Below are 23,635 nucleotides of genomic sequence, written 5' to 3' on the forward strand. Positions count from 1 at the left end.
TGCGGGTGATCGATCGGCTCGTCCCGGCTCACGCTCATGTTCAGCGCGGCCAGCATCTGGGAGGTCGCCATCAAAGCGTCGCTCGGCCGACGCGACGCGTGTGATCAGGCCGAGGCCGAGCTCGGCGCCCGCATCAGCGGCGTCGAACGCGAACTCGTCCAGGTGAGGATCGCCGTCGCGCGTGCGGCGCCGGATACCAGCCGACCGCAGGTTGCTGCTGTGCCATATGTCTCGCCGATGGCGTTCCGGCTCCTCTTCGAGCCGGCGTCGCAGAGCGTGAGGGTGCTGGTGACCGACCGGTGACGCACGGAGCCGTCTGCGTGTCGGCTTCAGTCCCGTCGACGTCGGCGCCCGCCTCGAAGACCCCGCCGACGCCATGCGACCGGGCGAGCACGTCCACACGATCTTCGTCGTCGACGGCGCCCTCGTCCGGACGCGTCTCGGCCTCGTTCCAGAGGAGGGAACCGTGCCTCGGACGCCGCGTCACAGGCGCGAGCTCAGGAGCTGCCGTCCCGCGCCGGCACGGCAGCATCCGGAAGACGCCAGCTCCACCCGAACGCGCGTTCGGCGTATGAGACCGGCCGACGCCGGTCCGATGTCGGAGGTCCGTGAGAGAGTCGTCTCAGGTCGGAAACGAGCTTCTCCGGGAATCGCGCCGGCCGCCGAACCGCCGAGTGCCCCGGCGTCAGGCAGCACAGCCGTGCTGCCTACGACAGATCGAGGGCACGATGCACGACAAGACGTTCCAGGGGCTCAGCGACGCCGATGCCGCGGCGCTGTCCGAGATCGTGCACGAGGTCGCATCGCTGAACCGCCAAGCGGCGGCGGTCGACGCCCAGCGGTGGCGCACGCTCACCCGGGCCTTCGATCTCGCGCAGAAGCAGGCCTCGAGCAGCAAGGGCCGCGACATGGCGCTCCGCGGGCTCGCCGCCGAGATCGCCGCCGCGACGAAGGCATCCGACCGCTCCCTGCAACGGCAGATCGGCGACGCCGCGACGCGTGTGCGGGACTACCCGGCGACGCTCGCCGCATACGAGTCCGGCGACATCACCAAGGCCCACGTCCACCTCATCACCGAGCTGGGCACACCGCTCCCTCCCGACAAGAGCGCGGGCCGGCTACGCGACGAGCTCGCCATCCTCGCCGAGAGCGTGCACCCCCGCACTCTCACCGAACGGCACCAAGAGGCCCGCGAGCAACGCGGCGTCCGCACCTTCGCCGTCGGCGACGGCATGTCCGGGCTCATCCTCACCGGACCGACCCTGCTGATCGAAGGCATCCACGATCGGGTCACCCAGCAGGGCCGCACCATCATCGACGCCCGAACGCAGGCGAAGGAGCGCCTCAGGGCCCGGGCCGCGGCGGATGCGGCGACCGCCGGCCACGCCACCGGTGCGGGCGCCGCGGGCACGGCGTTCCGGCGAGCGGAAGATCACGACCAGGATGCACTCGTCGCGTCCGACGACCGCACGATCGATCAGGTGCGCGCCGACATCATCACCGACATGCTGCTGACCGCCCAGCCCGGCGCCGATCCCACCCGCTCCGACGACGGGCCGGGCACGTTGGGCGCGATCCGCGCCACGGTGCAGGTCGTGGTCCCCGCGCTCACACTGCTGGGCGCCGATGAACGTCCCGCCGACCTGGTCGGACGCTCCCCCATCGACGCCGACACCACCCGGAAGCTCGCCGACGCGACCGGCGCCGCGGGACGCCACTGGGTCAGAGTCGTCACCGCCCCGATCGCAGGCACCGTGCTGCACGCAGACACGCGGTTGGCCACCCCTGCCCAACGCCTGTTCCTTCGCGCCCGCGATCGTCACTGCCGTTGGCCCGGCTGCCGCGTTCCCGCCATCAGATGCGAAGCCGACCACACGATCGACCACTGCGAGGGCGGACCCACGTGCATCCACAACCTCGAGTGCCTCTGCCAACGGCATCACTCGATGAAGCAGTTCACGCCCTGGGCCGTCCGACAACGGGGCGGCGGCGTTCTCGAATGGACGTCACCCCTCGGGCACGTCTACATCGATGAGCCGCCGGTCCCCACCGTGCACTTCGTGCCCCACGACGGCCCCGATCCCGGCGACCCACCGCCAGACCCGAGCGCCGATCCCGGCGGCGATCCGCCGCCCTTCTAACGCACCGCCTTCTCACGCACCGCCTTCTGGCGCGCTCAGCCTGTTGTCGCGCTCAGCTTGCGCGCGGCCGCACGACTTGTTCGGGACCGCGGTACGGGGCGAGCACGGCGTCGTCGAGCACGGGCCGCTCGTTCTCCCAGAGACGCGCGCGTTCGAACTGGCGCCCGACGGCGAGGAGCAGATCGTCGCTGCCCACCGCCCCGACGATCTGCACGCCCACCGGCGCCCCCGACGACGCGAACCCGACCGGCAGCGCCAGCGCCGGCTGCCCCGAGGAGTTGAACGGCGCCGTGAAACGAAGCACGTCCACGGAGTCCTGGATGCCGTTCGGATCCGCCCACGGCCAGCCCAGCAGGCGGGGCGGCTCCGGGAACACCGGAGCGAGGAGCAGGTCGAAGCCGGAGTCCCACCACTGCGCGAGGTCGGCCGTCAGCTTCTCGATGCCGACGAACGCCCGCGCGAGCTCGATTCCCGAGATCGACATGCCGCGCCGGTGCCAGTGCAGCACGACGGGATCGAGCTCCTCCTCCGGGATGGGCGCGCCGAGCTCCTCGCCGAGGGCATCGATCGAAGCGGTCGCGGTCACGCTCAGCGCGTCGAAGAAGTACCTGGTGTTCTCCTCCGACATGAGCGCGGCAGGATAGGCCTCTTCGACGTGATGCCCGAGGTCGGCGAAGACCGCCGCGGCCCGCACGACGGCCGCATCCACCTCCGGATCGACCGGCGCCGCCGACGACGACGCGTTGGTGACGACCCCGATGCGCAGCCGCGCAGGATCGCTGTCCAGCGCCTTCGTGAAGGCTCCTCGGTCGAATCGGCGTCCGAGGTCTCCCGGCATGGCGTCTCGGAGGATGTCCATCATCACCGCGGTGTCACGGACGGAGCGGGTCAGCACTCCCGGCACGCTGTGGCCCCACCGGTCACCGCCCGGAGCCGTGCCGATCAGACGCCGGCTGGGCTTCAGCCCCACGAGGTGGCAGAACGACGCGGGCATTCGCGTGGAGCCTCCGCCGTCTCCCCCCATCGCGATCGGCACGTACCCCGCGGCGACCGCCGCCGAGGCGCCTCCGGACGACCCTCCGGACGTGCGGGAGAGCGCCCACGGGTTGCGGGTGACGCCGTGGGCACGCGATTCCGACGTCGAGACGAGCGCGAACTCGGGCGCCGCGGACTGGCCGAGCAGCACGAGACCCGCCTCACGGTAGGCGGCCACCATGGGGGCGTCCGCCGCGGCCCGCCGCCCTCGTCTCGACAGCGCCCACGACCCGAGGTCGTGGGGCTCGCCGGCGATGGCGGTCGTGCACTTGATCAGAGTGGGCACGCCGGCGAGCGGCGCCTCGGAGTCGACCTGTGCCGCCTCGCGGCGCGCTGCGTCGTAACGACGATGGACGACGGCCCCGACGACCGGATCGATCCTCTCGATGCGCGCGATCGCGAGGTCGGCGAGCTCGGTCGGCGACACCTCTCCCCCGCGCACGAGCGCGGCCTGGGCCACACCGTCGAGGCCCAGCACGCCCTCGTCCGTCATGCCGCGTGCTCCATGACCTCGCGAGACGAGCGGACCGCCGGGTTGGGCGACGGCACGGCGTCGAGCAGCTCCCGCGTGTAGGGATGCTGCGGGTGCGTGAAGATCTGGTGCGCCGTGCCGATCTCGACGACCTCTCCCGCACGCATCACCGCCACCCGGTCGCTCATCGCCCGCACCACGGCGAGGTTGTGCGAGATCATGATCATCGTCAGACCGTGGGCGGCGCGCAGCTGGGTCAGCAGCGACAGGATCTGGGCCTGCACCGAGAGGTCGAGAGCAGAGGTCGGCTCATCGAGGAGGATGATCTCGGGCGAGCCCGCGATCGACCGAGCCACTCCGACCCGCTGCTTCTGCCCGCCCGACAGCTCGAACGGCAACCGTCTCTCGAAGCCGGCCATGCCGACCTCGCGGAACGCGGCGGCGACGCGCTCGCGCAGCCGGTCGGCGGGCACATCCGCGACCGCGAGCGGCTCCGCCACGGCGCGTCCGACCCGCAGGCGCGGATTCAACGAGCCCGCCGGATGCTGGAACACCATCTGGACCCGCCGCCGGAAACGCCGCAGCGCGGCACCGCGCATGCGGGAGTAGTCCTCGCCGTCGAGCGCGATCGTCCCGGTCGTCGGGGACTCGAGCTGCACCAGCAGCTTGGCGAGCGTGCTCTTGCCCGACCCCGACTCCCCGACGATCCCCAGGACCTCTCCCTCGTGCACGTCGAGGCTGACTCCCCTGAGCGCCGTGACCGGGCGGCCCCCGGACTTGTAGACCCGGGACACATCGCGGACGCGCAGCTTCACCGGCGAGTCGGTCGTCGTGGGCACGACGTCGCCGTCGACCGTCGGCGCCGCCGCCAGCAGCCGCCGCGTGTACTCGTGCTGCGGACGCAGGAGCACCTCGGCCGCAGAGCCGTGCTCGACGAGCTCGCCGCGCAGCATCACCCCGACCCGATCCGCCGTCTGAGCGATGACGCCCATGTCGTGCGAGATGAGGACGATCGCCACGCCGAGCTCGTCTCGGATCCTCCGGAAGAGCTCCAGGATGCCCGCCTGCACCGTCACGTCGAGCGCGGTCGTCGGCTCGTCCGCGAAGATCAGGTCGGGCTCGCCCGCGAGAGCCAGCGCGATCGCGGCGCGCTGCCGGAGCCCGCCCGAGAGCTGGTGCGGGAACTGGTCCACGCGTTCCGGCGCGTTCGGCACGCCGACGCGGCCGAGCAGCGCGATCGCCTCCTGCCGGGAGTCTCGTCGCGAGAGTCCGCGGTGGCGGCGCACGACCTCCTCGATCTGGCGCCCGACACGCATCGTCGGATCGAGCGCCCCCATGGCGTCCTGGAACACCATGGCCATCCGTCTGCCCCGGAGCCGGGTCATCTCCCGCGCGCCGAAGGAGCGCACGTCGTCGCCGTCGACCGCCAGACGCTCCGCCGACACGGCGGCGGACGAGTCCAGCAGTCGCAGGCATGCCATCGCGATCGAGCTCTTCCCGCTCCCGCTCTCGCCGATGAGACCGTAGATCTCCCCGGCGCGGACGGTCAGGTCGACGTCGCGCACGACGGTGTTGTCGCCGTAGGCGATCGTGAGCTTCTCGATGTCGAGGACGACCCGGTTCCGGTCGATCATGACAGCCAGGCCTCCTTGAGGTACAGACGGGTGTTGGTCACGTCGGCGGTGAAGCCGTGCAGGTCGCTGCTCCAGACGTCCCACGCGACCGGCGCCGCGTACGGCACGACCATGTAGACGTTGTCTGCGATGTAGTCGCAGATCTCCTGGTAGTCGGCGGCCCGCGCCTCGATCCCGTCGATGTCGGCCTTGGCCGCATCCATCATCGACCACAGCTCGGCATCGTCGACGTGAGTGGTCGGCGAGCCCTGCTCGAACCAAAGCGACACGTACTGGCTCGGGTCGGCGTTGAGCACGGATGTCAGGTGGACCATGTCGCTGCCCCAGTCCGCCGACAGCACGCTCGACACCTGCTCGTTGAAGGGAACCGTCTTGATCTCGAGATCGATGCCGGCCTCGGCGACCTGCTCCTTCATCAGCTGTGCGGCCTGGATGCCGGTCTTGGCGCTGTCGCCGAGCTGGATCGTCACGGTCGGCGTCGGCGACCCGGCCTGCGCGAGCAGATCCTTGGCGGCCTCGACGTCGCGCTCGTAGTAGGGCGACTCGTCGGTCATGACGCACCCGAGCGGGTCGCCCGGCGGCACGACGGACGCGAGCGAGCCGGTCCCGAAGGTCACGGTCTCGATGATCTGCTCGCGATCGAGAGCGAGGCTGAACGCGCGGCGCACGTCGATGTCGGCCAACGGACCGTCGAGCGTGTTCATCGCCATCCACTGCGTGCCCGTGGACGGCGAGTCGCCGATGGAGAGACCGGCGGCCTCGACGGCGCTGCGGTTCGTCGGGATCTGAACCTGACCCATCTGGACCTGGCCGGAGGTGAGCGCCTGGACGATCGTCGTCTCGTCGGCGATCAGACGGTAGTTCACCCCGTCGAGATACGGCAGTCCCTCGTCCCAGTAGTCCTCGAACGCGACCGTCTCGATGACGGCGCCCTCCTGGAAGGAGGCGAGGGTGAACGGACCGGTCCCGTTCTCCTGCGTCTTGATCTCGTCGGCGGTGCGCGACTCCACCCACGCCTCGTTCACGATCCCGCCGCTCCAGGGCTGCGCCATGAGACGGATGAACGACGCCTGCGGCTGCGCCAGCGTGACGCGCACCTGCTCGTCGCCGACCGCCTCGACGTCCGCGATGCTGTACAGCGACGCGTACGGCGAGAACGTGTCGGGGTCGATGATCCGCTCCAGGCTGAAGACGACGTCGTCGACCGTCAGCGGGCTGCCGTCATGGAAGGTGACGCCTTCGCGCAGGGTGAACAGGTACTCGGTGGGCGACACCTCTTCCCACTCGGTCGCGAGCCCGGGTCCCACCTCCGTGCCGTCCGCGCTGAGGCTCAGCAGGCTCTCGTAGAACTGGGACGCCAATCGCTTCGCGTTGAACGCCTGCGCCAGGACGGGGTCGAACCCGCTCGTCGGCTGGGCGTTGTCGGCGACGATCAGCGTTCCCCCGGCGACCGGCTCGCCGGCCGCCGCATCGGTGGCGGCGGGGGCGGCGTCGCCGGCGCTGCACGCGCCCAGCGTCGCCGTCAGGGCCGCCACGGCGGCAAGGGCCACGGTGGTGCGGAAGATCTTCATCGGATGCTCCTCGTGAGGGTTCGGGTGGTGCGAAAGAGACGGGTCGGGTGGTGCGAGCGGGTTCAGTCGACCCTTCGGCGGCGGTTGGCGAGGCTCTCGCCCACCAGGCCCCATCCGCTCGAGAGGGCAAGGATCGCCAGAAGCGGCGCGACGGCCAGCCACGGAGCGATGGTCATGTAGGTCTGGGCGTCGAAGATCATGCGCCCCCAGCTGGGAGTGGGCGGCTGGACGCTGAGGCCCAGGTAGCTCAGCGACGCCTCGAGAAGGATGCTGATCGCCGCGGTGTTGGCGAACTGCACGACGATGACCGAGAACGTGTTCGGAAGCAGGTGGCGCAGCGCGATCCGCGAGGCGCCGACCCCGGACACCCTCGCCGACAGGACGAAGTCGAGCTCGCGCAGCTCGAGGCACTTGGCTCGCACGAGTCGCGCGAACTCGGGGACGGCGGCGATGGCGAGGACGCCGATGACCGCGGGGATCGAGCCGCCGAAGATGGTGACGGCGCACAGCGCGAGCAGGATGGCCGGCACCGCGAGCACCAGCTCGACGCACACCATGAGCCCCGCGTCGAGCCACCGGCCCCAGAGTCCCGCGGCAAGCCCGATCGCCGTGCCCACGAGAGCCGCGAGCGTGGCGGCGAAGAACGAGATCGCCAGCGACGAGTGCCCTCCGACGGCGAGCCGCACGAACACGTCGCGTCCGAGGTCGTCCGTCCCCAGCCAGTGCACGGCATCCGGCGCGGCGAGGGGGAGCCCGGAGATCTCGTTGGGGCCGAAGGGTCGCAGGAGCGGCCCGATGAAGCAGAAGACCACCAGCGCGAGCAGCAGCCCTGCGCCGCCGAGCAGGGCGGGTCGGCGCAGCGCCGCCGAGACCCACGTGCGGGCCGTCGCGCCGAGGGGCCGCGCCTGCATGGTCGTCGCTGCGGCGGTCATCGCTTGCCTCCGATGCGCGGGTCGAGGATCGGGTAGAGCAGATCGATGACGAGGTTCATCGCGATGTAGACGGCGCCGAGCAGGATGATGGTCGCCTGCGCCACGGCGTAGTCCCGCTGCGTGATCGCCGTCACGGTGAGCTGACCGAGCCCCGGGATGGCGAAGACGTTCTCGATCAGGATCGAGTTGCCGATGAGGCCCGCCAGCTGCAGGCCGGCGATCGTCGCCACCGGCGCCGACGCGTTCCGCAGCCCGTGCCGGATCGTCGCGCCCATGAGGCTCGACCCGCCCGCGAGAGCGGTGCGGATGTAGTCCTGCTCGTAGATGTCGATCATCGACGCCCGCGTGAAGCGGCAGAGGGTCGAGCCCATCGGCAGGCCCAGCGTGAGCGCTGGAAGCAGGATCGTCATGAGATTGCGCAACGGGTCCTGCGCGAACGGCACGAACGCGAGCGTGGGCCAGTCGCGGAAGAAGGTCGTGAACAGCAGCACGACCATCACGCCGAAGGCGAAGACCGGCACCGCCATGCCGAGGAAGGTCAGGGTCCGCACAATCCCGTCGACGAGCCGCCCCTGATACCGGGCCGCGAGGGCCCCGGCGGGAACACCCCACGCGATCGAGATGACGGTGGCGAGCACGGCCAGCTCCACGGTGTTGGGCAGGCGCTCCGCGATGAGCTGCGTCGCGGGAAGCCCGGTGTACAGAGACGTTCCCCAGTCGCCCGTGAAGACGCGGCCGACCCACAGGAAGTACTGCGTGAAGACGGACTGGTTCAGCCCGAGCGACTCGGCGAGGAGCGCGCGCTGCTCAGCGGTGCTGTACGGGCCCGCGAGGTTCTCGACGGGATCACCGGGGAGGGAGCGGACCATCGCGAAGGCCAGGACCGAGAGCACGACCAGCACGCCGACCCCGCGCAGGACGCGCAGCAGGATGTACGCGACCGCCGGCGGGATCTTGAATCGGCGCAGCGCTGCGACTCCCGGCGGAGCCGCGCCCGGAGTGGCGACCGTCGTTGCCATGACACCTCATTCGCGATTTCGTACTTTGTACGTTTATCTTCTGAGGGCAGCGTTTCGAGCGCGTTTCGCACCAGTGAAGATTGCGACGTGCGTTCGCTATGCGAAGCGATGCAAAGCGAAGCGAAGCGTCGCGGGTGCGGTCGATGGCGGAGAGGCGATGCAAAGCGAAGCGAAGCGTCGTGGGTGCGGGCGGGGCGAGGACTCAGGATGCGCGCTGGGCCGCATCGGCGGCGAAGCCGAGACCGAGGCCGTCTGCGAGCGCGGTGATCACCGCGTCGTAGAGGGCGCGCTCCGGAAGCGACGGGAGGATGTCGGCCATCGCCGTCATCACGGGGAACTCGTCCGCGCCGAGCGCCTGGTAGTACTCGCTGCCCACCACGTCGCGACCGGTCTCTGCGGCGAACCGTCCGTGCCCCCGGGGGATCTGGTACAGCACGAAGCCGATCGTGTACTGCATCATCGCGCCGTACGCCTGCACCGCGGCGGTCTCGGTCATCCCGGCCTCGACGAATCGCGCGAGCACGTTCTCGAAGGCGGCGTGGACCGCACTGCGGCTTCGGTTGACGCGCATGGTGAGCAGCCGGGCGACGCTCGGGTGCTCATGCAGAAGCGCGTACACCGAGTGCGCCGTGTCGATGAAGATGCTTCGAGGGGTGGACTGCGCCTGGAGCCGAGGCACCACGAAGTCCCCCATGATGGAGTCCATGACGGCGTCGAGGATGGCGTCCTTGTTGGCGAAGTAGCCGTAGACAGTCATCGTCGACACGCCCAGCTCCTGGCTGAGACGCCGCATCGTCAACGCCGAGAGCTCCTCGCGGTCGGCGATGGCCGTCGCGGTCGCCACGATGACCGCCACGTCGAGAGAGGATCGACGGCCTCGAGACGGTTTGGCGGCGGCGGGCACGGCCTCAGCTTAACGAAGGCTCACCTGATCACGGATCCGCACCGGTCACGGATCCACGCTGGTCCCGGAACCACACCGCGGCGACGCAGACGACGGCGACCAGCAGGAGCGCCACGCCGACCGTCCAGCTGAACCGCAGCGCGGGATCGCCGCCGGCGAGGAACGCGAAGACGGCGGGCCCCAGCGCCGCACCGGCGAAGACGCCCATCTGGGTGCGCCCGGTCGCGCGGGCGACGTCGTCGCTGCGCGAGCTGACGACGAGGTTGAGCACGCCCGTCCAGGCCCACCCGAAGCCGTAGGCGAGGATGACGCCCACCGAGAAGAGGTCACGGTCCCCCGTGGCCAGGAGCGCGAAGCCGCCGGCGCCGATGAGGAACAGCACGATCATGACGAGCAGACCGGTCGGCGCCTTCGAGTCGGGCCGCCAGCCCGCCAGCCGCCCGGCGAGCGCACGCAGCGCGGCGCACGCGAGCCCCATGGCCGCGATGGCGACCGCGATGGCGTCCGCCGGGAGGCCCATGCCCGCCCCGCCCGACGCGGCGAGGGCGGCGAGCGCCGTCGCCGACGCCGCCGCGCACGCGGCCGCGAGTGCGAGCACGGCCAGCTGCGGCGACCCCCAGCTGCGCGTCGCGACGCGTCGAACGGCGTCCCGGGGACGGGACGCGCTCCCGGCGGAGCGGGGGACGGCGATGAGCGCGACCACGCCCACGCCGGCGGCCACGACGAACGCCGCCCGCCACGTTCCGGTCGATCGCACGAGCGGAACCAGCGCCCCGGCCGCCACGACGGTGAACGGGATCGCGGCCTGCACGATTCCGAATCCGAGTCCCTGCGATCGCACGGGCACACCGGCGCGGATCAGCGCGTTGGTCGCCGGCTGCACGATGCAGTTCAGCGCTCCGACGGCGCCCAGCGCGACGAGGACGGCGGTCCCGTCCCCCGCGAACGCGAGGCACCCGCAGATCGCGGCCGACCCGCCGGCGACGAGCCGCAGCGCGCACTGCGGCCCCACCCGACCGACCATCCGTCCGCCGAGGGGCGAGAGCACCGCGGCGAGGGCGAAGAACACCGCGACTCCCCCGGCGACGAGCGCCACGTCGACGCCGATGGCCGACATCGACGGCGCCAGCACGGCGACGAGGAAGGGCGGCCACGCGGCCACGAGCATGGTGAGCGTCGCAGCCGTCACCACTCGGGCGGCCGAGCGGCGACGATCAGGCATCCGTGCGGGCGCTGTCCCGCGGGCTCCCGGCTTCGATCCGTGCGACGAAGGCGGCGACCGTCTCGGCGAACTGCGCCGGGTCGTGGTCGACCGAGGGGACGCCGACGCCGTCCAGCTGCACGAAGCCCATGGGTTTCGGGGCCGCCTCGAGCAGACGCGGGACGTCCGGGAGCGAGAACGAGTCGTGCTCGCCGCACACCGCGAGGACCGGGGCCGACACCAGCGGCAGTCGGTCCTCCATCCGGTACGAGTTGACGGCGACATGCCCCTCCTCCATGCGGGGGAAGACACGCAGTGCGTCCGTCACGAGCCGGCGCAGCAGGTCGGGGCGGTCGGCCGGGTAGTACGACGCGCGACGGCGCCACATCTCGAGGAGGAAGCTGCCGTCGTCCGTCGGCTCGACGCCGTCGATGGGCGGACGGTCCGCGGCGACGCTCGCGCGACGGGCGGCGTCGACGTACGGCACCCCTGACAGCACGAGCGACCGGACGAGGTCGGGACGGGATGCCGCGACCTCGATCCCGACCACGCCGCCGGTGTGGTGCCCCACCACGTGAGCCGGCCCACCGAGCTGATCGAGCACGTCGATGATGGCCTCGGCCATCGCCTCGATCGTGAGGTGCTCGTCACGGCGGACGGAGCCGCCGAAGCCGAGCGAGTCGACGGCCACGGCGTGATGGGCGGGGGCGAGCAGCGGCAGCACGTCGCGGTACTCGTCCCACGAGCGCGGGGACTGGTGCAGGAGGACGACGCGCGGCGCATGGGCCTCGCCCCCGGCCACGTAGTGGATCTGGCCGTGACGGGTGTCGGCGAACGCGTGTCGGAGGGTCATGGGCGAGGGCTCCCGGGGGCTCGGGTGCAGGTGAGCACGATCGATTGGATGAGGGTGCGGGCAAGAGCCGCGACGTCGCGCAGGTCGACGGCGTTCATGCCCCGCGAGAAGTCCGGCGGGAGCGGAGCGTAGTCGCCGACCCGCGTCATGCCGATCCGGGCCGTCGGCACGCCGTGACGACGGAGGATGTTGGCGTCGGTGGCGCCGCTGTTGCCGAGGATGGGCTCGTGCGCGCGGCCCTCCGCATCCTCCCACGCCGAGACGGCGGCGCGCACGATCCATTCGTCCGGATCGGTCCACGAGCCCGGAACGGATAGCACCATCTCGGAGGAGATCCGCACATCGTGACGCATCCCGATCTCGGCCGCGGCACGCGCGACGTCGCGGCGGATCCCGGCGAGCGTCGCGCGGGGGCTGGTGCGCAGGTCGAACCGCAACGTGGCCACGCCCGGGGAGACGGCGAGCAGGTGCGGCCAGCCGGCGGCGAACGCGCCGATGTTCCCCTGTGGGGCGACGAGGCCGTCGGTCCAGCGCTCGCTGTACGCAACGAACCACGACTCCAGCTCGCGGATGACCTCGGCGCCGATCACGATGGGGTTGCGGTACGGCATCCGGTGGCGGCTGCCGACATAGTGGTAGGTGCCCTCCACCCGCCACTCGAACCAGGCCAGCCCGACCTCCTCCCAGTGCACGGCCCAGCCCGGCTTGCAGATGATGGCGTGGTCGGCGATGCCGCCGCGGTCGAGGAAGAACGCGCAGCCGGCGCCCTGACCCGCGTTGCGCCGGGACGAGCCGGAGAGGGGACGGTTCTCGGTCGGCATCCCGCCGGCGCAGAGCCCGATCAGCACGTCGCCGCGCAGCGGGATCCCCGCCCGGCGGACCGCGTCGACGGCCGCGACGATCGCCGCCGCGTGGCCCTTCGGGTTGCTCGCGCCGAGCCCCATCACGACGTCCCCCGCGACGGTCGCCTCGGCGCGCAGATCGTGGCGGAGGCCGCTTCCGCCGAGAAGCTCGAGATCCTCCGCCGGGTCGCCCGTGGTGAGGGTGTCGATCGGCGCGTACAGCAGCAGATCCTCGCCGTCGCCCCGCCCGCGGAGCCGGCCGGTGGCGTTCGCCTGACGGTCGTCGATGGGCTGCACCCGTCCGTCCAGGCCGATGGCGTCGAGACGGGACGCGAGCACCTCGGCCAGCGCCCGCTCGTCCCCCGTCGGCGACGGCGTCGACACCATGTCGACGACGAGGGTGCGGATCAGCTCCGCGTCCACCCCGCGCCGGGCGCGGTCGATCCACGCCCGCTGCTCGGCGTCCGGCCGCGGGATCAGGTCGGCGGCGGGGGCACGCAGGTCGACGGTCATCGGGCGCGCACGACGAGGAAGGTCGTGGCGCTCAGCGCATGGATGCGGCGAAGCAGCGCCGGCCCGAACCGCACCGCGACGGCGGCCGACATCGTGACGACGGCGATGAGCAGGGGCTTAGGCATCGATGGTCTCCTCGGCGGGAAGGTCGTCGACGCGCGCGTCGACGACGAACGGCAGCACGGCACGAAGGTATTCCTCCGGCCGCTCGCTCTGCGGGTGATGGGCTGCGGCGGCGATGACGCGCAGATCCGCGCGGGGCAGGCGGCGGGCGACCTCGCGCGCGTAGTCCGGGGAAGCGAACGGGTCGTGCTCGCCCCAGACGAGGAGCACGTGCTGGGCGACCGTGCCGAGGACGTCCGTGAGGACCGTCGGCGCGCCGCGTCCGGTCGGGTGATCGCCCGGGATGACGGCGTGATGGGCCGCGGCGTTCGAGAGGCGCGCGCGCACCAGCCGATCCGGGATGCGGGACGCATCGTGCCACTCGGCCGCCGCCATGAGGCGTCGCATCCCGGTCTCGTCAGGACCGCCGGCGAACAGGTCCTGCCGCAGACGCGACCCGAGCCCTTCGTCGCTGTCGGCGATGTCCGCCGGCACCGGCTGGCTGCCGGTGAGCACGAGGCGCGCGACGAGATCCGGTCGCTCGGCGGCGAGGGCCAGCGCGACCGTCCCGCCCAGGGACTGGCACACGAACACCGCGTGACGTACGCCGGCCTCGTCGAGCGCCCCGGCGACCCGGTCGGCATGATGGCGCACGGCCGGGCCGTCGATGACGACGTCCCCCGAGGCCCCGAAGTTGTCCAGATCTATCCCGACGACCGTGCCGAACACGGCGAGCACGGGGACGACCTCGGCGAAGTCCGTCTCGCAGGAGCACCCCGGTCCGCCGCCGTGGAGAAGGACGATGGGCGGGCCGTCGCCGCTGCGTGCGACATGGAGGTCAGACGGCACCGTCGGCGCCTTCCGTCCGGTCGGCCCGGAAGCCCTTGCCCGTGCGTCGCACCGTGGTGAGCACGGGCGGACGGATCGCCGGCGTGTTGGAGACGGCCATCCCGGGATTGCCGTCCGGGCGCGTCGCCATCTTCTGCACGACCAGCCCCCTCGCCTCGCACATGCGTCGCCAGCCCGTGATGGAGATGTCGGGTCGGTACAGGCGCTCGGGCGGCGCATCCATCACGTCGACCATCCAGGCGTCCTGCGCCGTGAACTGACCGTGGAAGAGCCAGCGGATGGCGGACAGATACGTGAACGCGAACGCGGCCGCCTTCCGGCCGGTCTCGAAGCGCACCATGATCTGCACGTAACGCACGTTCTCGGCGTCGACCGGCACGTACCACTCGTAGTGGATGAAGTGCGGGTACGCGACCCGGAGAAGACCGGGCAGACGGATCGACACGAAGCCGGGAAGGTCGAGGCCCTTGATGACCGGGTTGACGTCGGCGGCCTTGCCGGGGGCGTCCGGGAGCGGCATCTTGCGCCACCAGCGCTTGTTCGTCCACGTTCCGAGACCGGGGACCTTCGTCTCCCAGTGCACTTCGTCCTGCACGCGGATGAGCCATTCGTCGCGCTCGACGAGACGGGTCTTGTTCCACGCGGGCATGACCTTGAACATGCGCCACAGCGCGGTGTTGTGGAGGTACTTCGCATGCCCCTCGTCGAAGCCGTTCTCGGCCGCGAAGCGCCAGTTGCCCTCGCGGATGTCGCTGCGGCCGCCCATGGAGAAGTCGTTCTCGAGCAGCTCGCGCGGGATCTCGCGCTCCACCGGCGGGACGCCGTCGTCGGTGTCGCCGACGTAGACCCACACGAGGCCCAGTCGCACCTCGACGGGGTAGGTGCGCACGCTCAGCTTGCCGCAGATCGGCGAGTCCGGCCCGTCGGTGACGACCGCGACGAGCTTGCCGTCGGTCAGGTCGTAGGTCCAGCCGTGATACGGGCAGCTGATCGTGCCGGGAAACTCGTGCCGCCCGAGCGAGAGGGGCACGCCGCGGTGGGGGCAGCGGTCGTGCAGCGCGCGGATCTCGTCGCCGTCGCGGATGAGCACGACCTCCTCCCCCGCGACCGTCAGAGGCTTCGGCTTGGAGGTGATCTGGTGCGCCCAGGCGATCGGGTACCAGAAGTCGCGGAAGCCGAGGGTCGCGGCCTCGTAGGTGGGCCACGAGCCCCAGTCCTGTCCGGCGAAGTCCTCGCTGGCGCCCGTGCGGGGTGCGTCGTTGGCTGTGGTGCTCATGGGGCTGGTCCGTTCCTCTGGCTGTGTGACGTCGACTCAGAGATCGAGCACGACGATGCCGCGGCCGCGCGAGACGCACGCCATCATGGCGTCGCCGCACGCGCGTTCCGCGTCGCTCAAGATGGCGTCACGATGCACGATCTCGCCGCTGAGCACCGGCACGCGGCAGGTGCCGCAGATGCCCTCCCGGCATGCGCTGTCGAGCTCGATCCCGGCGTCCTCGAGCACCTCGACGACCGAGCGGCCACGCGCCACGCTCGCGGTGATGCCCGTCCGGGCCAGCTCGATGCCGAACGGCACCTCGCCGTCGCGGTCGAGCTCGACCGGCACGAACCGCTCGGCGTGTATGGCCGTCTCGTCCCAGCCGGCGGCGATCGCGGCGGAACGCGTCGCGTCGACCATCGCCGGCGGCCCGCAGACGTAGACCCGCTCGGCCCGGGTCGGGTCGGCGAGGTACGCGGCGAGGTCGGGCCGTGCCAGCTCGTCTCGCGGGACGACGGTGACGCCGGCGTCGTCGGCGATCTCGTCGAGCATCGCCATGGTGAAGCGGCTCCTGCCGACGTAGAGCAGCGATGCCCTCGACGAGCCCGTCGCCCGCACCGCCGTCATCATCGCCGAGATCGGGGTGATGCCGATGCCGCCGGCGACGAAGCGGTAGCCGTCGGCCGGCTCGAGCGGGAAATGATTGGCCGGCTCGGTGATCTGCAGCACGTGCCCCGGGCGGAGGTCGCCGTGCACGAAGCTCGATCCGCCCCGGCCGTCCTCCTCCCGGAGGATGAGCACCCGATACCGTCGGGAGTCCGCGGGGTCGCCGCACAGCGAGTAGTGCCGGACGCCGACGGGAAGGTGGATCCCGATGTGGGCGCCGGGGGCCCAGGCGGGCAGCGGCATCCCGTCCACCCGTTCGAGGACGACGCCGAGCACGTCGTCGGATTCCCACGTGAGCTGCTGCACGAAGACATCGAACACGCGCCACGCTCCATTCATTTACTAAGTAAAGAGATTACAGCGCGTCGGTGTGTCCCCGAGGTGTGGTCCCCGTTTCCGGCGTGTAACGACTCGCCCGGGTCTAGGACGACGAAGAGCGGGACGGCGAGGGGGATGCCGTGCGCGGCGCGCCGAACAGGCCCTTCCCGCGTCTCTCGAACAGCTCGTACGCCTCGCGGTAGGTCTTCGGCACCTTGTCGTCCGCGTGCCCGTACTTGGCGACGAGAAGTCCGGCGAGGCCGACCCCGGGAGGGCTGAGGGGACGCTCGTCGGCACCGGCGTCGAACGGGAGGGTGCTCTCCGGGTTCGGCGGCACATACGCCGGCTGTGTCGTCGGCCAGTCCCGCGGGTCGCGCGGCGTGGAGAGCGTGATCGCGTTGTCGATGGTCGGCGCATCCGCGTCCCGGGCGGTGAGCGGCGGGAGGTCGTACTTGTGCGTGAGGGTGCTGATGACCGATCCGTGGTGCATGGGATCGTTGATGACCTGCCCCTGTGCCGTGTACGCCGAGATCGCGATCGCCGGAACGCGCACGCCGAGCCGATCGAACGCGAAGTCCATCTCGGTCCTGGCGGGAAGCCCCTCGGGCACCGTCGCCGCGGGAGGCGGCACGTGGTCGTACGTGCCGCCGTGCTCGTCGAACGTGACGAGCAGCATCGTGTTCATGGCGTTGGAGCCGTCGGCCGCCGAGCTCGACCGGACGGCCGAGTACACCTTGTGCAGCAGCGCCTCACCCGCGCGCACATCCGAGATCGCCGCGCCGGAGATGATGTTGCCGTCCGAGTCGGTCTCGGTGAGCGGACCCACCGGCGGGTGCATGTCGTTGTGGTCATAGAGCAGCCGCGGCTCGATGAACGAGTACACCGGCAGATGGCCCGCGGCGACATCCTCCCAGAACCGGGACATCGTGCGGAAGTGATCGGTGCGGAAGTACTTCTCGAGCACCGGGGCGTGGATCAGACCGGTGAGGGAGACGAGCGTGACGTCGTCGAAGTAGACGACCCAGTCGAGGTCCGCGTCGCTGAGCCGATCGAAGATCGTCGGGGCGGCGTTCTCCTTGCGGAGCCATTTCCCGTAGCCGCCGTCGTACCCGTTGGTGACGTACCCGTGCGACGTCGAGGCGTGGAAGAACGATCTGTTGCAGAACGTCTGCGACGGCACCGCGCAGTGCCAGGAGTCGTAGACGGCGAAGTTGCGAGCGAGCGTCGAGACGACCGGCAGCATCTGCGGGTCGAAGCCGCCCATGATCACCGAGTACTCGTCGGCGGTGGGCTCGGTGTCGTCGTGATCCGCGGTGTATGTGTCGATGTAGTCCTGCAGGAATCCCGACATGGCGGGCGTCGCACCATCCGCCGGCGCGTTGAACGGCGCCTCCATCCCGTCGATCCTGCGGAAGCGGTTCGACTCCGGCGAGACGGTGCCGAACAGCTGGGTGTTGACGTGCGGGTACTCCTCGCCCGGATCGGGACGCGGGCTCGACATGACCTCGTCGGTGGGCCCCGAGTAGCGGTGCGCCGCCACCTCGTGGCCGTCGCGCGTCGTGTTGGACCTGCTCGCGGTGAGCCCGTCGAACGTCTGACCACCGGATGGCGGGCTGTCGGCGTAGAGCCAGCCGAGGAGGTTGTCGAGGGAACGGTTCTCGAACATGAGCACGACGAGATGGTCGAAGCCGGGCCCGGCGGCGCGCGGGGGGACGCTCGTGGTCGGCGTCGGGGCGGCGGTGGACTCGGGAGTGGGGTCGTTGCCCGGCTGGAGCACACGGCCTATCCCGAATGCCGCTCCCGCCGCCGCCGCGACGCCTGCGGCCCCGAGACCCGCGACCTTGAGGAACCTCCGACGACTCTGTGCGATCGTCTCGGGTGCGGATGCGGTCGACGTCGTGGGGTCGGCGTCCGGCGGCACGGTGGGGTCGTCGGACATGCGCCGCCTCATCTCTTCGCCTCGAGGTGCAGATCAGCATACGCCGCGCCGTCCTCGGGCCGACGGGCTTGCAATCGCATCCGCGAGGGGTCCCACCATCGGCCAGCTGACTTCCGAATGGCGTGCACAGCGGCGGAGATCGTGCTCGACTGGCAGGTGGGCCGGCGACGGGCGATCGGCCGAACGACGGCTGATTCGAGCGCGATCGACCCTGATGTGCGCGCCCGTGACGGAGGCCGCCCGATCACCGTGCAAGCGGCGCCGCGAGACGCGCCCGCAGACCCCACACGATCGCGCCGCCGAGCGCGGCGGTGACCGCGATCACGATCGCGAGCGCATACGGCTCTGAGACTCCGGATGCCGGCAGAAACTGCCCGAGAGGCGCGAGCAGTGCCGCCGAGCCGAACCCGGTCGCGCCGATCAGACCCGCGGCCGTTCCGGCCTCACGCGCATGGGCGATGAGCGCCAGCGTCTGGATCATCGGCAGGCTCACGCCGCATCCGATCATGAACACGAGCAGGCACGACACCGTCCACCACGCACCGAGACCGGCAAGAGTGACCGCCGCGAGACCGCACGCGGCGGTACACATGATCGCGAGTGACAGCCACAACAGCAGGACCGGTCTCACCCCGCGCACCGCCAGGCGTGGCGACGCCTGCAAACCGACCATCATGCCGAGCGTCATGACCGCGAACATCACGCCGAACTGCGGCACCGACACCCCCAACCGCACCTGGAAGATGTACGGTGCCCACTGCAGGAACGTGTACAGAGCGGTGAACCTCAGGCCCGCGAGCACGAGCAGTCTCAAGAACACGCCGTCCGACAGAAGACGTGCGTATCGCGTCCAGGTCGAGTCGTCGGCCCCATCCGGCTGACGGGTCTCCGGGATCGACGATGCGCATGCTCCGAACAGGACGAGCGCGACGATGCCGAGCACGACGAAGATCGACTGCCATCCCCACATCGCCAACAACGCCGCACCGACCACCGGCGCGATCAACGGGGCGACGCTCGACATCAGGGCGATCAGGCCGAGCATGCGCACCAGTGCCCGCCCCTCATGCACATCCCGAGCGATCGCCAGCGCGGTCACCGTAGCCGCCGACGCGCCCACGCCCTGCACGAACCGCGCGACGAAGAACACCGAGATGTCGGCCGCCAGAGCACACGCGACCGACGCGGCGAACAGAAGCGCCATGCCCGCCAACAACGGCAGCCGGCGCCCGAGCCGGTCGCTCAGCGGCCCGACGCACAGATACCCGACGGCGAATCCAGCCATGGTCGCGGCGAGCGTCAGCTGAACGGCGTCGTCGCCGACCCCGAGGTGAGCGGCCAGCACCGGCATGGCCGGCAGGTAGCTGTCGACGGTGAACGGCGTCACTCCGGCGATCACCCCGAGCAGCGCCGTAGGCGCCTTCCGAACCGCGCTGCTCAACGTTCGCCAACCTTTACACATCTGTAACACACGACCACGGGGGATCTCTCATACTGTCTGTAATCGTTTACAAGGAGTCCCATGCCAGACGCTATCACGGAGCCGCGCACCACGGCCGTGCCGCCCCGACTCGTTCTCAAGCAGCAGGGAGGCATACGGCGCGCGGCACTCTCCGTGGCCATCGTCGTGGTCGTCACCGTCGCCGTCGGGGGCGTGCTCTTCTCCGGGGCCATCAGCTGGCCGACCGTGTGGCGCTACCTGTTCGCGCCCCCGGTGCTCTCGGGCCTGTGGGTGACGATCCAGCTGACCGTCCTCGCGATGGTGCTCGGCGTGGCACTCGGCATCGCCTCGGCGCTCATGCTGCGCTCGCGCACACCCGCCGTGGCCTGGCTCGCGCGAGCCTACATCTGGTTCTTCCGCGGCACCCCCGTGCTTGTGCAGCTGATCTTCTGGTTCAACCTGTCGCTCATCCTGCCGACAATCGGATGGGGCGACGGCGCGATCTCGACGAACGCCCTGATCACCCCCTTCATCGCCGCGCTCCTCGGACTCGGCATCAACGAGGGCGCCTATATGAGCGAGATCTTCCGCGCCGGCATCGACTCGGTCGACCGCGGACAGACCGAGGCGGGCCTGGCGAGCGGAATGACGCCGGCCCAGGTGATGCGAAGGATCGTGCTACCCCAGGCGCTCATGGTCATCACGCCCCCGACCGGCAACCAGGCGATCGGGATGCTGAAGACCACCTCGCTCGTCTCGGTCATCGCAGCGCAGGACCTTCTCACGAGCGTGCAGCGCATCTACGCCACCAACTACCAGATCATCGACCTGCTGATCGTGGCGTGCATCTGGTACCTGCTGCTCACGACGATCGCCACGATCGGGCAGTCCCGGCTCGAGCGCAGCTTCACAAGCGGGCAGCGGGCCGCCGTAGGCACGCGGCGTTGGCGACGCTCGCGCGTCGAGCTGCCGACGATCCCGTTCGGCAAGGACCTCTCATGACCGCGATGCTGCAGGCGAGCAGGATCTGGAAGAGCTTCGGCGACCACGTCGTGCTCAAGGGCGTCGACCTCGCCGTCGAGCGTGGCGAAGTGGTCGCCGTGCTCGGGCCCTCAGGCTCGGGCAAAAGCACGCTGCTGCGCTGCCTGAACTTCCTCGAGACGCCCGACTCCGGCTCGGTGACCCTGGGCGACGAACGCATCGGCGTGCTCGAGAAACAGGGAACGCTCTACGAGTCGACGCCGGTCCAGCTGGCCGCGCAGCGCGCCCGCATGGGAATGGTCTTTCAGCGGTTCAACCTGTTCGGGCACATGAGCGCCCTCGACAACGTCACGGCGCCCCTGCGGATCGTGCGCGGCATGTCCCCGAGCGATGCCCGGCAGCGCGGCGAGGCCATCCTCACTCGGGTCGGTCTCGCCGAGCACGCGCAGAAGCGCCCGCCGCAGCTGTCGGGCGGGCAACAGCAACGCGTCGCGATCGCACGCGCCATCGCGATGGAACCCGAGGCGATCCTGTTCGACGAACCCACCTCGGCGCTCGATCCCGAGCTGGTCCACGAGGTGCTCGACGTCATGGCCGACCTGGCGCGGGAAGGCATGACCATGGTGGTCGTCACGCACGAGATCGGCTTCGCCCGCCACGTCGCATCGCGCGTGCTGTTCATGGACGACGGCGCGATCGTCGAGGAGGGCGACGCCCGCGCCGTGCTCGACAGTCCCGCGAACCCCCGAACCCAGGCCTTCCTAGCGAAAGTGCGATGACCATGACCGTGAACACCCCCTGCCTGCCGTCCGTGGCCGTCGTCGGCGTCGGCGCCATGGGCGCGATGACGATGTGGCGACTCGCCGAGGCAGGCTTCGCCGTCACCGGCTATGAACAGTTCGGCGTGCCCCACGATCGCGGCGCGCACGGCGCCGAGACCCGCATCTACCGGATGGCGTACCGCGAGGGCGAGGTGTACATCCCGCTGCTCAAGCACTCCTATCGCCTCTGGCACGAGCTCAACGGTCTCGCCGACCGTTCGCTGTTCATCCAGAACGGATGCCTCTACATCAGCGACATGCAACGGCCCTGGCTCGACGAGACCATCGCCTCGGCGCAGGCCCATGACATCCCCATCGTCGAGCTGACCGACGCCGATCTCGCGGCACGGTACCCGCAGCACCGCCTCTACGGCGGTGAGCGCGCGATCCTCGATCTGCTGGGCGGCACGCTCCGCCCCGAGCAGGCCGTGCTCGCCGCCGCGCAGCAGGCGGTCAAAGCCGGCGCCGTGCTGCGCGACTACTCGCCGGTTCGCGATGTCGTCCCCCTGGGCGGCGCCGTGGAGATCGTGCTCGAGGACGGCACTCGCGACCGGCACGACTACGCGGTGATCACGAGCGGCGCCTGGACGTCGGCCTTTCAGCGCGACCTCGGGTTCGGCATCACCGCTCGCCGCCTGCCGGGCACGTGGTATCCGGCAGCCGATCCGGCGAGCTTCTCGCCGGCGCGCTTTCCGGTGTGCCTCCGCTCGGCCGGCGATCTCGACTACTCGGGATTCCCGTCGGTTGACGGATGGAGCGTGAAGGTGATGCCCCCGGTGTTCCCCGACACCGAGACGGTGGCCGAGACGACGGACCGCGACATCCGCCCTCGAGACATCGCCTACACGCGACGCGTCGCGCGAGAGCTGTTGCACGGCCTGATCGACCGCCCCGCCCGAACAGGCGTCTTCCTCGACGGATTCGCGGAGACTGATCTTCCTGTAATCGATTACGCCGACGGGACCGATCGCGTCCTCGGCGCGGTCGGCTTCGCCGGCCATGGCTTCAAGTACTCGCCCTCCGTCGGCCAGCTGCTCACCGACCTCGTCGCCGCGCACGCCGGACTCGCTCCCGGCGAGCTGGCCGGCACCGAACTGCCCTTCCGACGTTCCACCACCATCCGCAGCACCTCCACCGAATGACGAAACCCACGAAAGGCACAGCATGATCACCCGAAAGCACCGCCTTCTGCCGACGATCGGCCTCATGGCGGCCGGCGCCCTCCTCCTGTCGGCCTGCTCCCCCGACTCAGCATCGGACGGCAGCGCGACGGCGTCCTCCACCGCGGGCGTCACGAACGTGGCCGGCGGCCCTGACGGATCCACGGTGTTCGAGGTCACCGTCGACGAAGAGCTCGCCGCGACCGCGGCCGAGCTCATCCCCGACGGCGCGCTCGAGATCGCGACGAAGGCGGCCGCACCGCCCTACGAGTTCTTCGAGGACGGCACGGGCACCCTGCGCGGATCCGATATCGACCTCGGATACGCGATCGCCGCAAAGCTCGGACTCGACGCGAACTTCACGTCCATGGAGTTCGCCGGCATCCTCCCCGCCATCGAGGCAGGACGCTACGACTTCTCGATAGCCGGCATGGGCGACACGCCCACCCGACAGGAGATCGTCGACTTCGTCGACTACTCCACCGACTCGAACTCGATCGTCACCACGTCGGGCAACCCGCACGAGATCGACGGCATCGAGACGCTGTGCGGGCTCAACGTGTCATCCGTCGAAGGCTCCGTCTACCTGGGGCTGCTCGAGGAGCAGAACGAGTCGTGCGCCGAGAAGATGAACATCACGATCTTCCAGGACAACGCCAATGCCCTCCTACAGGTGCAGACCGGTCGAGCCGACGCCACGATGTACCAGACCGGCGTCGCCCTCTACCTCATCAAGACCGATGAGGCATCGGCGGGCCTCGAGGTCGTCGACAGCGAAGAGTACGGCAAGGGCTACAACGCGATCGCCTTCAACAAGGACAGCTCCGAGCTGCGCGATCTCGTGCAGCAGGCCCTCATCGCGCTCCAGGAGGACGGCGTCTACCAGGACATCCACCTCGAGTGGGGCCTCACCTCCAACATGATCGACGAGATCACCGTCAACGACGGCCTCCGCTTCAACCAGCCCTCCTGAGCTCCCCCCG

Annotated in this window: 21 protein-coding genes; 6 read left to right on the plus strand and 15 right to left on the minus strand. The window is 70.4% G+C overall.

The genetic code is table 11. The features are described 5' to 3' along the window. Positions 1-36: 36 nt before the first annotated feature. Positions 37-303, plus strand: a complete 267-nt coding sequence (locus GVL03_RS02030) for a hypothetical protein (protein WP_159498994.1) — start codon at positions 37-39, stop codon at positions 301-303. 425 nt (positions 304-728) lie between these two features. Continuing rightward, positions 729-2,141, plus strand: coding sequence for an HNH endonuclease signature motif containing protein (locus GVL03_RS02035; RefSeq protein WP_159498996.1), 1,413 nt, complete (start codon positions 729-731; stop codon positions 2,139-2,141). Between the two features lie 52 nt (positions 2,142-2,193). Here the strand turns inward: GVL03_RS02035 and GVL03_RS02040 are convergent, their stop codons facing one another. The 15 genes from GVL03_RS02040 to GVL03_RS02105 form a co-directional block, all read right to left on the minus strand. After that, positions 2,194-3,669: an amidase gene (locus tag GVL03_RS02040; protein WP_159498998.1), complete on the minus strand. Its 1,476-nt coding sequence runs from the start codon at positions 3,667-3,669 to the stop codon at positions 2,194-2,196. Next, on the minus strand, positions 3,666-5,282 hold the full coding sequence (locus GVL03_RS02045; protein ID WP_159499000.1) for an ABC transporter ATP-binding protein: 1,617 nt from the start codon (positions 5,280-5,282) through the stop codon (positions 3,666-3,668). Before GVL03_RS02045 ends, GVL03_RS02040 begins: the two co-directional genes overlap by 4 nt. Continuing rightward, positions 5,279-6,853 carry an ABC transporter substrate-binding protein gene (locus tag GVL03_RS02050; protein WP_159499002.1) on the minus strand — a complete coding sequence of 525 codons (1,575 nt, stop codon included), beginning with the start codon at positions 6,851-6,853 and terminating at the stop codon, positions 5,279-5,281. The genes GVL03_RS02045 and GVL03_RS02050 overlap by 4 nt, the downstream gene beginning before the upstream one ends. A 62-nt stretch (positions 6,854-6,915) precedes the next feature. Further along, complete coding sequence (locus GVL03_RS02055) at positions 6,916-7,785, minus strand: ABC transporter permease (protein ID WP_159499004.1); 870 nt, start codon at positions 7,783-7,785, stop codon at positions 6,916-6,918. Further along, a complete protein-coding gene (locus GVL03_RS02060; RefSeq protein ID WP_159499006.1) occupies positions 7,782-8,804 on the minus strand; it encodes an ABC transporter permease in 1,023 nt (340 codons plus the stop codon). Before GVL03_RS02060 ends, GVL03_RS02055 begins: the two co-directional genes overlap by 4 nt. A 202-nt stretch (positions 8,805-9,006) precedes the next feature. After that, on the minus strand, positions 9,007-9,660 hold the full coding sequence (locus GVL03_RS02065; protein ID WP_159499008.1) for a TetR/AcrR family transcriptional regulator: 654 nt from the start codon (positions 9,658-9,660) through the stop codon (positions 9,007-9,009). Positions 9,661-9,736: 76 nt separating this feature from the next. Further along, positions 9,737-10,930 carry an MFS transporter gene (locus GVL03_RS02070; protein WP_159499010.1) on the minus strand — a complete coding sequence of 398 codons (1,194 nt, stop codon included), beginning with the start codon at positions 10,928-10,930 and terminating at the stop codon, positions 9,737-9,739. Then, positions 10,923-11,762 carry an alpha/beta fold hydrolase gene (locus GVL03_RS02075; protein ID WP_159499012.1) on the minus strand — a complete coding sequence of 280 codons (840 nt, stop codon included), beginning with the start codon at positions 11,760-11,762 and terminating at the stop codon, positions 10,923-10,925. Before GVL03_RS02075 ends, GVL03_RS02070 begins: the two co-directional genes overlap by 8 nt. Next, a complete protein-coding gene (locus GVL03_RS02080) occupies positions 11,759-13,117 on the minus strand; it encodes a deacylase (RefSeq protein ID WP_159499014.1) in 1,359 nt (452 codons plus the stop codon). The genes GVL03_RS02075 and GVL03_RS02080 overlap by 4 nt, the downstream gene beginning before the upstream one ends. Further along, positions 13,114-13,242, minus strand: a complete 129-nt coding sequence (locus GVL03_RS22565) for a hypothetical protein (RefSeq protein WP_306770303.1) — start codon at positions 13,240-13,242, stop codon at positions 13,114-13,116. Before GVL03_RS22565 ends, GVL03_RS02080 begins: the two co-directional genes overlap by 4 nt. Continuing rightward, the gene (locus GVL03_RS02085) at positions 13,235-14,068 is read right to left on the minus strand and encodes an alpha/beta fold hydrolase (RefSeq protein ID WP_159499016.1); all 834 of its coding nucleotides are present in this window, start codon (positions 14,066-14,068) and stop codon (positions 13,235-13,237) included. Before GVL03_RS02085 ends, GVL03_RS22565 begins: the two co-directional genes overlap by 8 nt. After that, positions 14,058-15,344, minus strand: a complete 1,287-nt coding sequence (locus GVL03_RS02090) for a Rieske 2Fe-2S domain-containing protein (RefSeq protein WP_159499018.1) — start codon at positions 15,342-15,344, stop codon at positions 14,058-14,060. The genes GVL03_RS02085 and GVL03_RS02090 overlap by 11 nt, the downstream gene beginning before the upstream one ends. A 36-nt stretch (positions 15,345-15,380) precedes the next feature. Beyond that, complete coding sequence (locus tag GVL03_RS02095; protein WP_159499020.1) at positions 15,381-16,331, minus strand: PDR/VanB family oxidoreductase; 951 nt, start codon at positions 16,329-16,331, stop codon at positions 15,381-15,383. An 82-nt stretch (positions 16,332-16,413) separates the two neighbouring features. Continuing rightward, positions 16,414-18,249, minus strand: coding sequence for an alkaline phosphatase family protein (locus GVL03_RS02100; protein WP_159499022.1), 1,836 nt, complete (start codon positions 18,247-18,249; stop codon positions 16,414-16,416). A gap of 244 nt (positions 18,250-18,493) precedes the next feature. Beyond that, the gene (locus GVL03_RS02105) at positions 18,494-19,690 is read right to left on the minus strand and encodes a multidrug effflux MFS transporter (protein WP_159499024.1); all 1,197 of its coding nucleotides are present in this window, start codon (positions 19,688-19,690) and stop codon (positions 18,494-18,496) included. Between the two features lie 81 nt (positions 19,691-19,771). On the opposite strand from GVL03_RS02105, the gene GVL03_RS02110 reads away from it, so the two are divergent. The 4 genes from GVL03_RS02110 to GVL03_RS02125 are packed head-to-tail and all read left to right on the plus strand — an operon-like array spanning position 19,772 to position 23,625. Continuing rightward, positions 19,772-20,692, plus strand: a complete 921-nt coding sequence (locus tag GVL03_RS02110) for an amino acid ABC transporter permease (RefSeq protein ID WP_159499026.1) — start codon at positions 19,772-19,774, stop codon at positions 20,690-20,692. Beyond that, complete coding sequence (locus GVL03_RS02115; protein ID WP_306770304.1) at positions 20,689-21,450, plus strand: amino acid ABC transporter ATP-binding protein; 762 nt, start codon at positions 20,689-20,691, stop codon at positions 21,448-21,450. Before GVL03_RS02110 ends, GVL03_RS02115 begins: the two co-directional genes overlap by 4 nt. Beyond that, a complete protein-coding gene (locus tag GVL03_RS02120; RefSeq protein ID WP_159499028.1) occupies positions 21,447-22,634 on the plus strand; it encodes an FAD-dependent oxidoreductase in 1,188 nt (395 codons plus the stop codon). Before GVL03_RS02115 ends, GVL03_RS02120 begins: the two co-directional genes overlap by 4 nt. 22 nt (positions 22,635-22,656) lie before the next feature. Further along, positions 22,657-23,625 (plus strand): ABC transporter substrate-binding protein, encoded by a 969-nt coding sequence (locus tag GVL03_RS02125; protein ID WP_159499030.1) that lies wholly within the window; start codon positions 22,657-22,659, stop codon positions 23,623-23,625. Positions 23,626-23,635: the final 10 nt, after the last annotated feature.

Source organism: Microbacterium sp. 18062 (assembly GCF_902706225.1).
GTDB lineage: Bacteria > Actinomycetota > Actinomycetes > Actinomycetales > Microbacteriaceae > Microbacterium.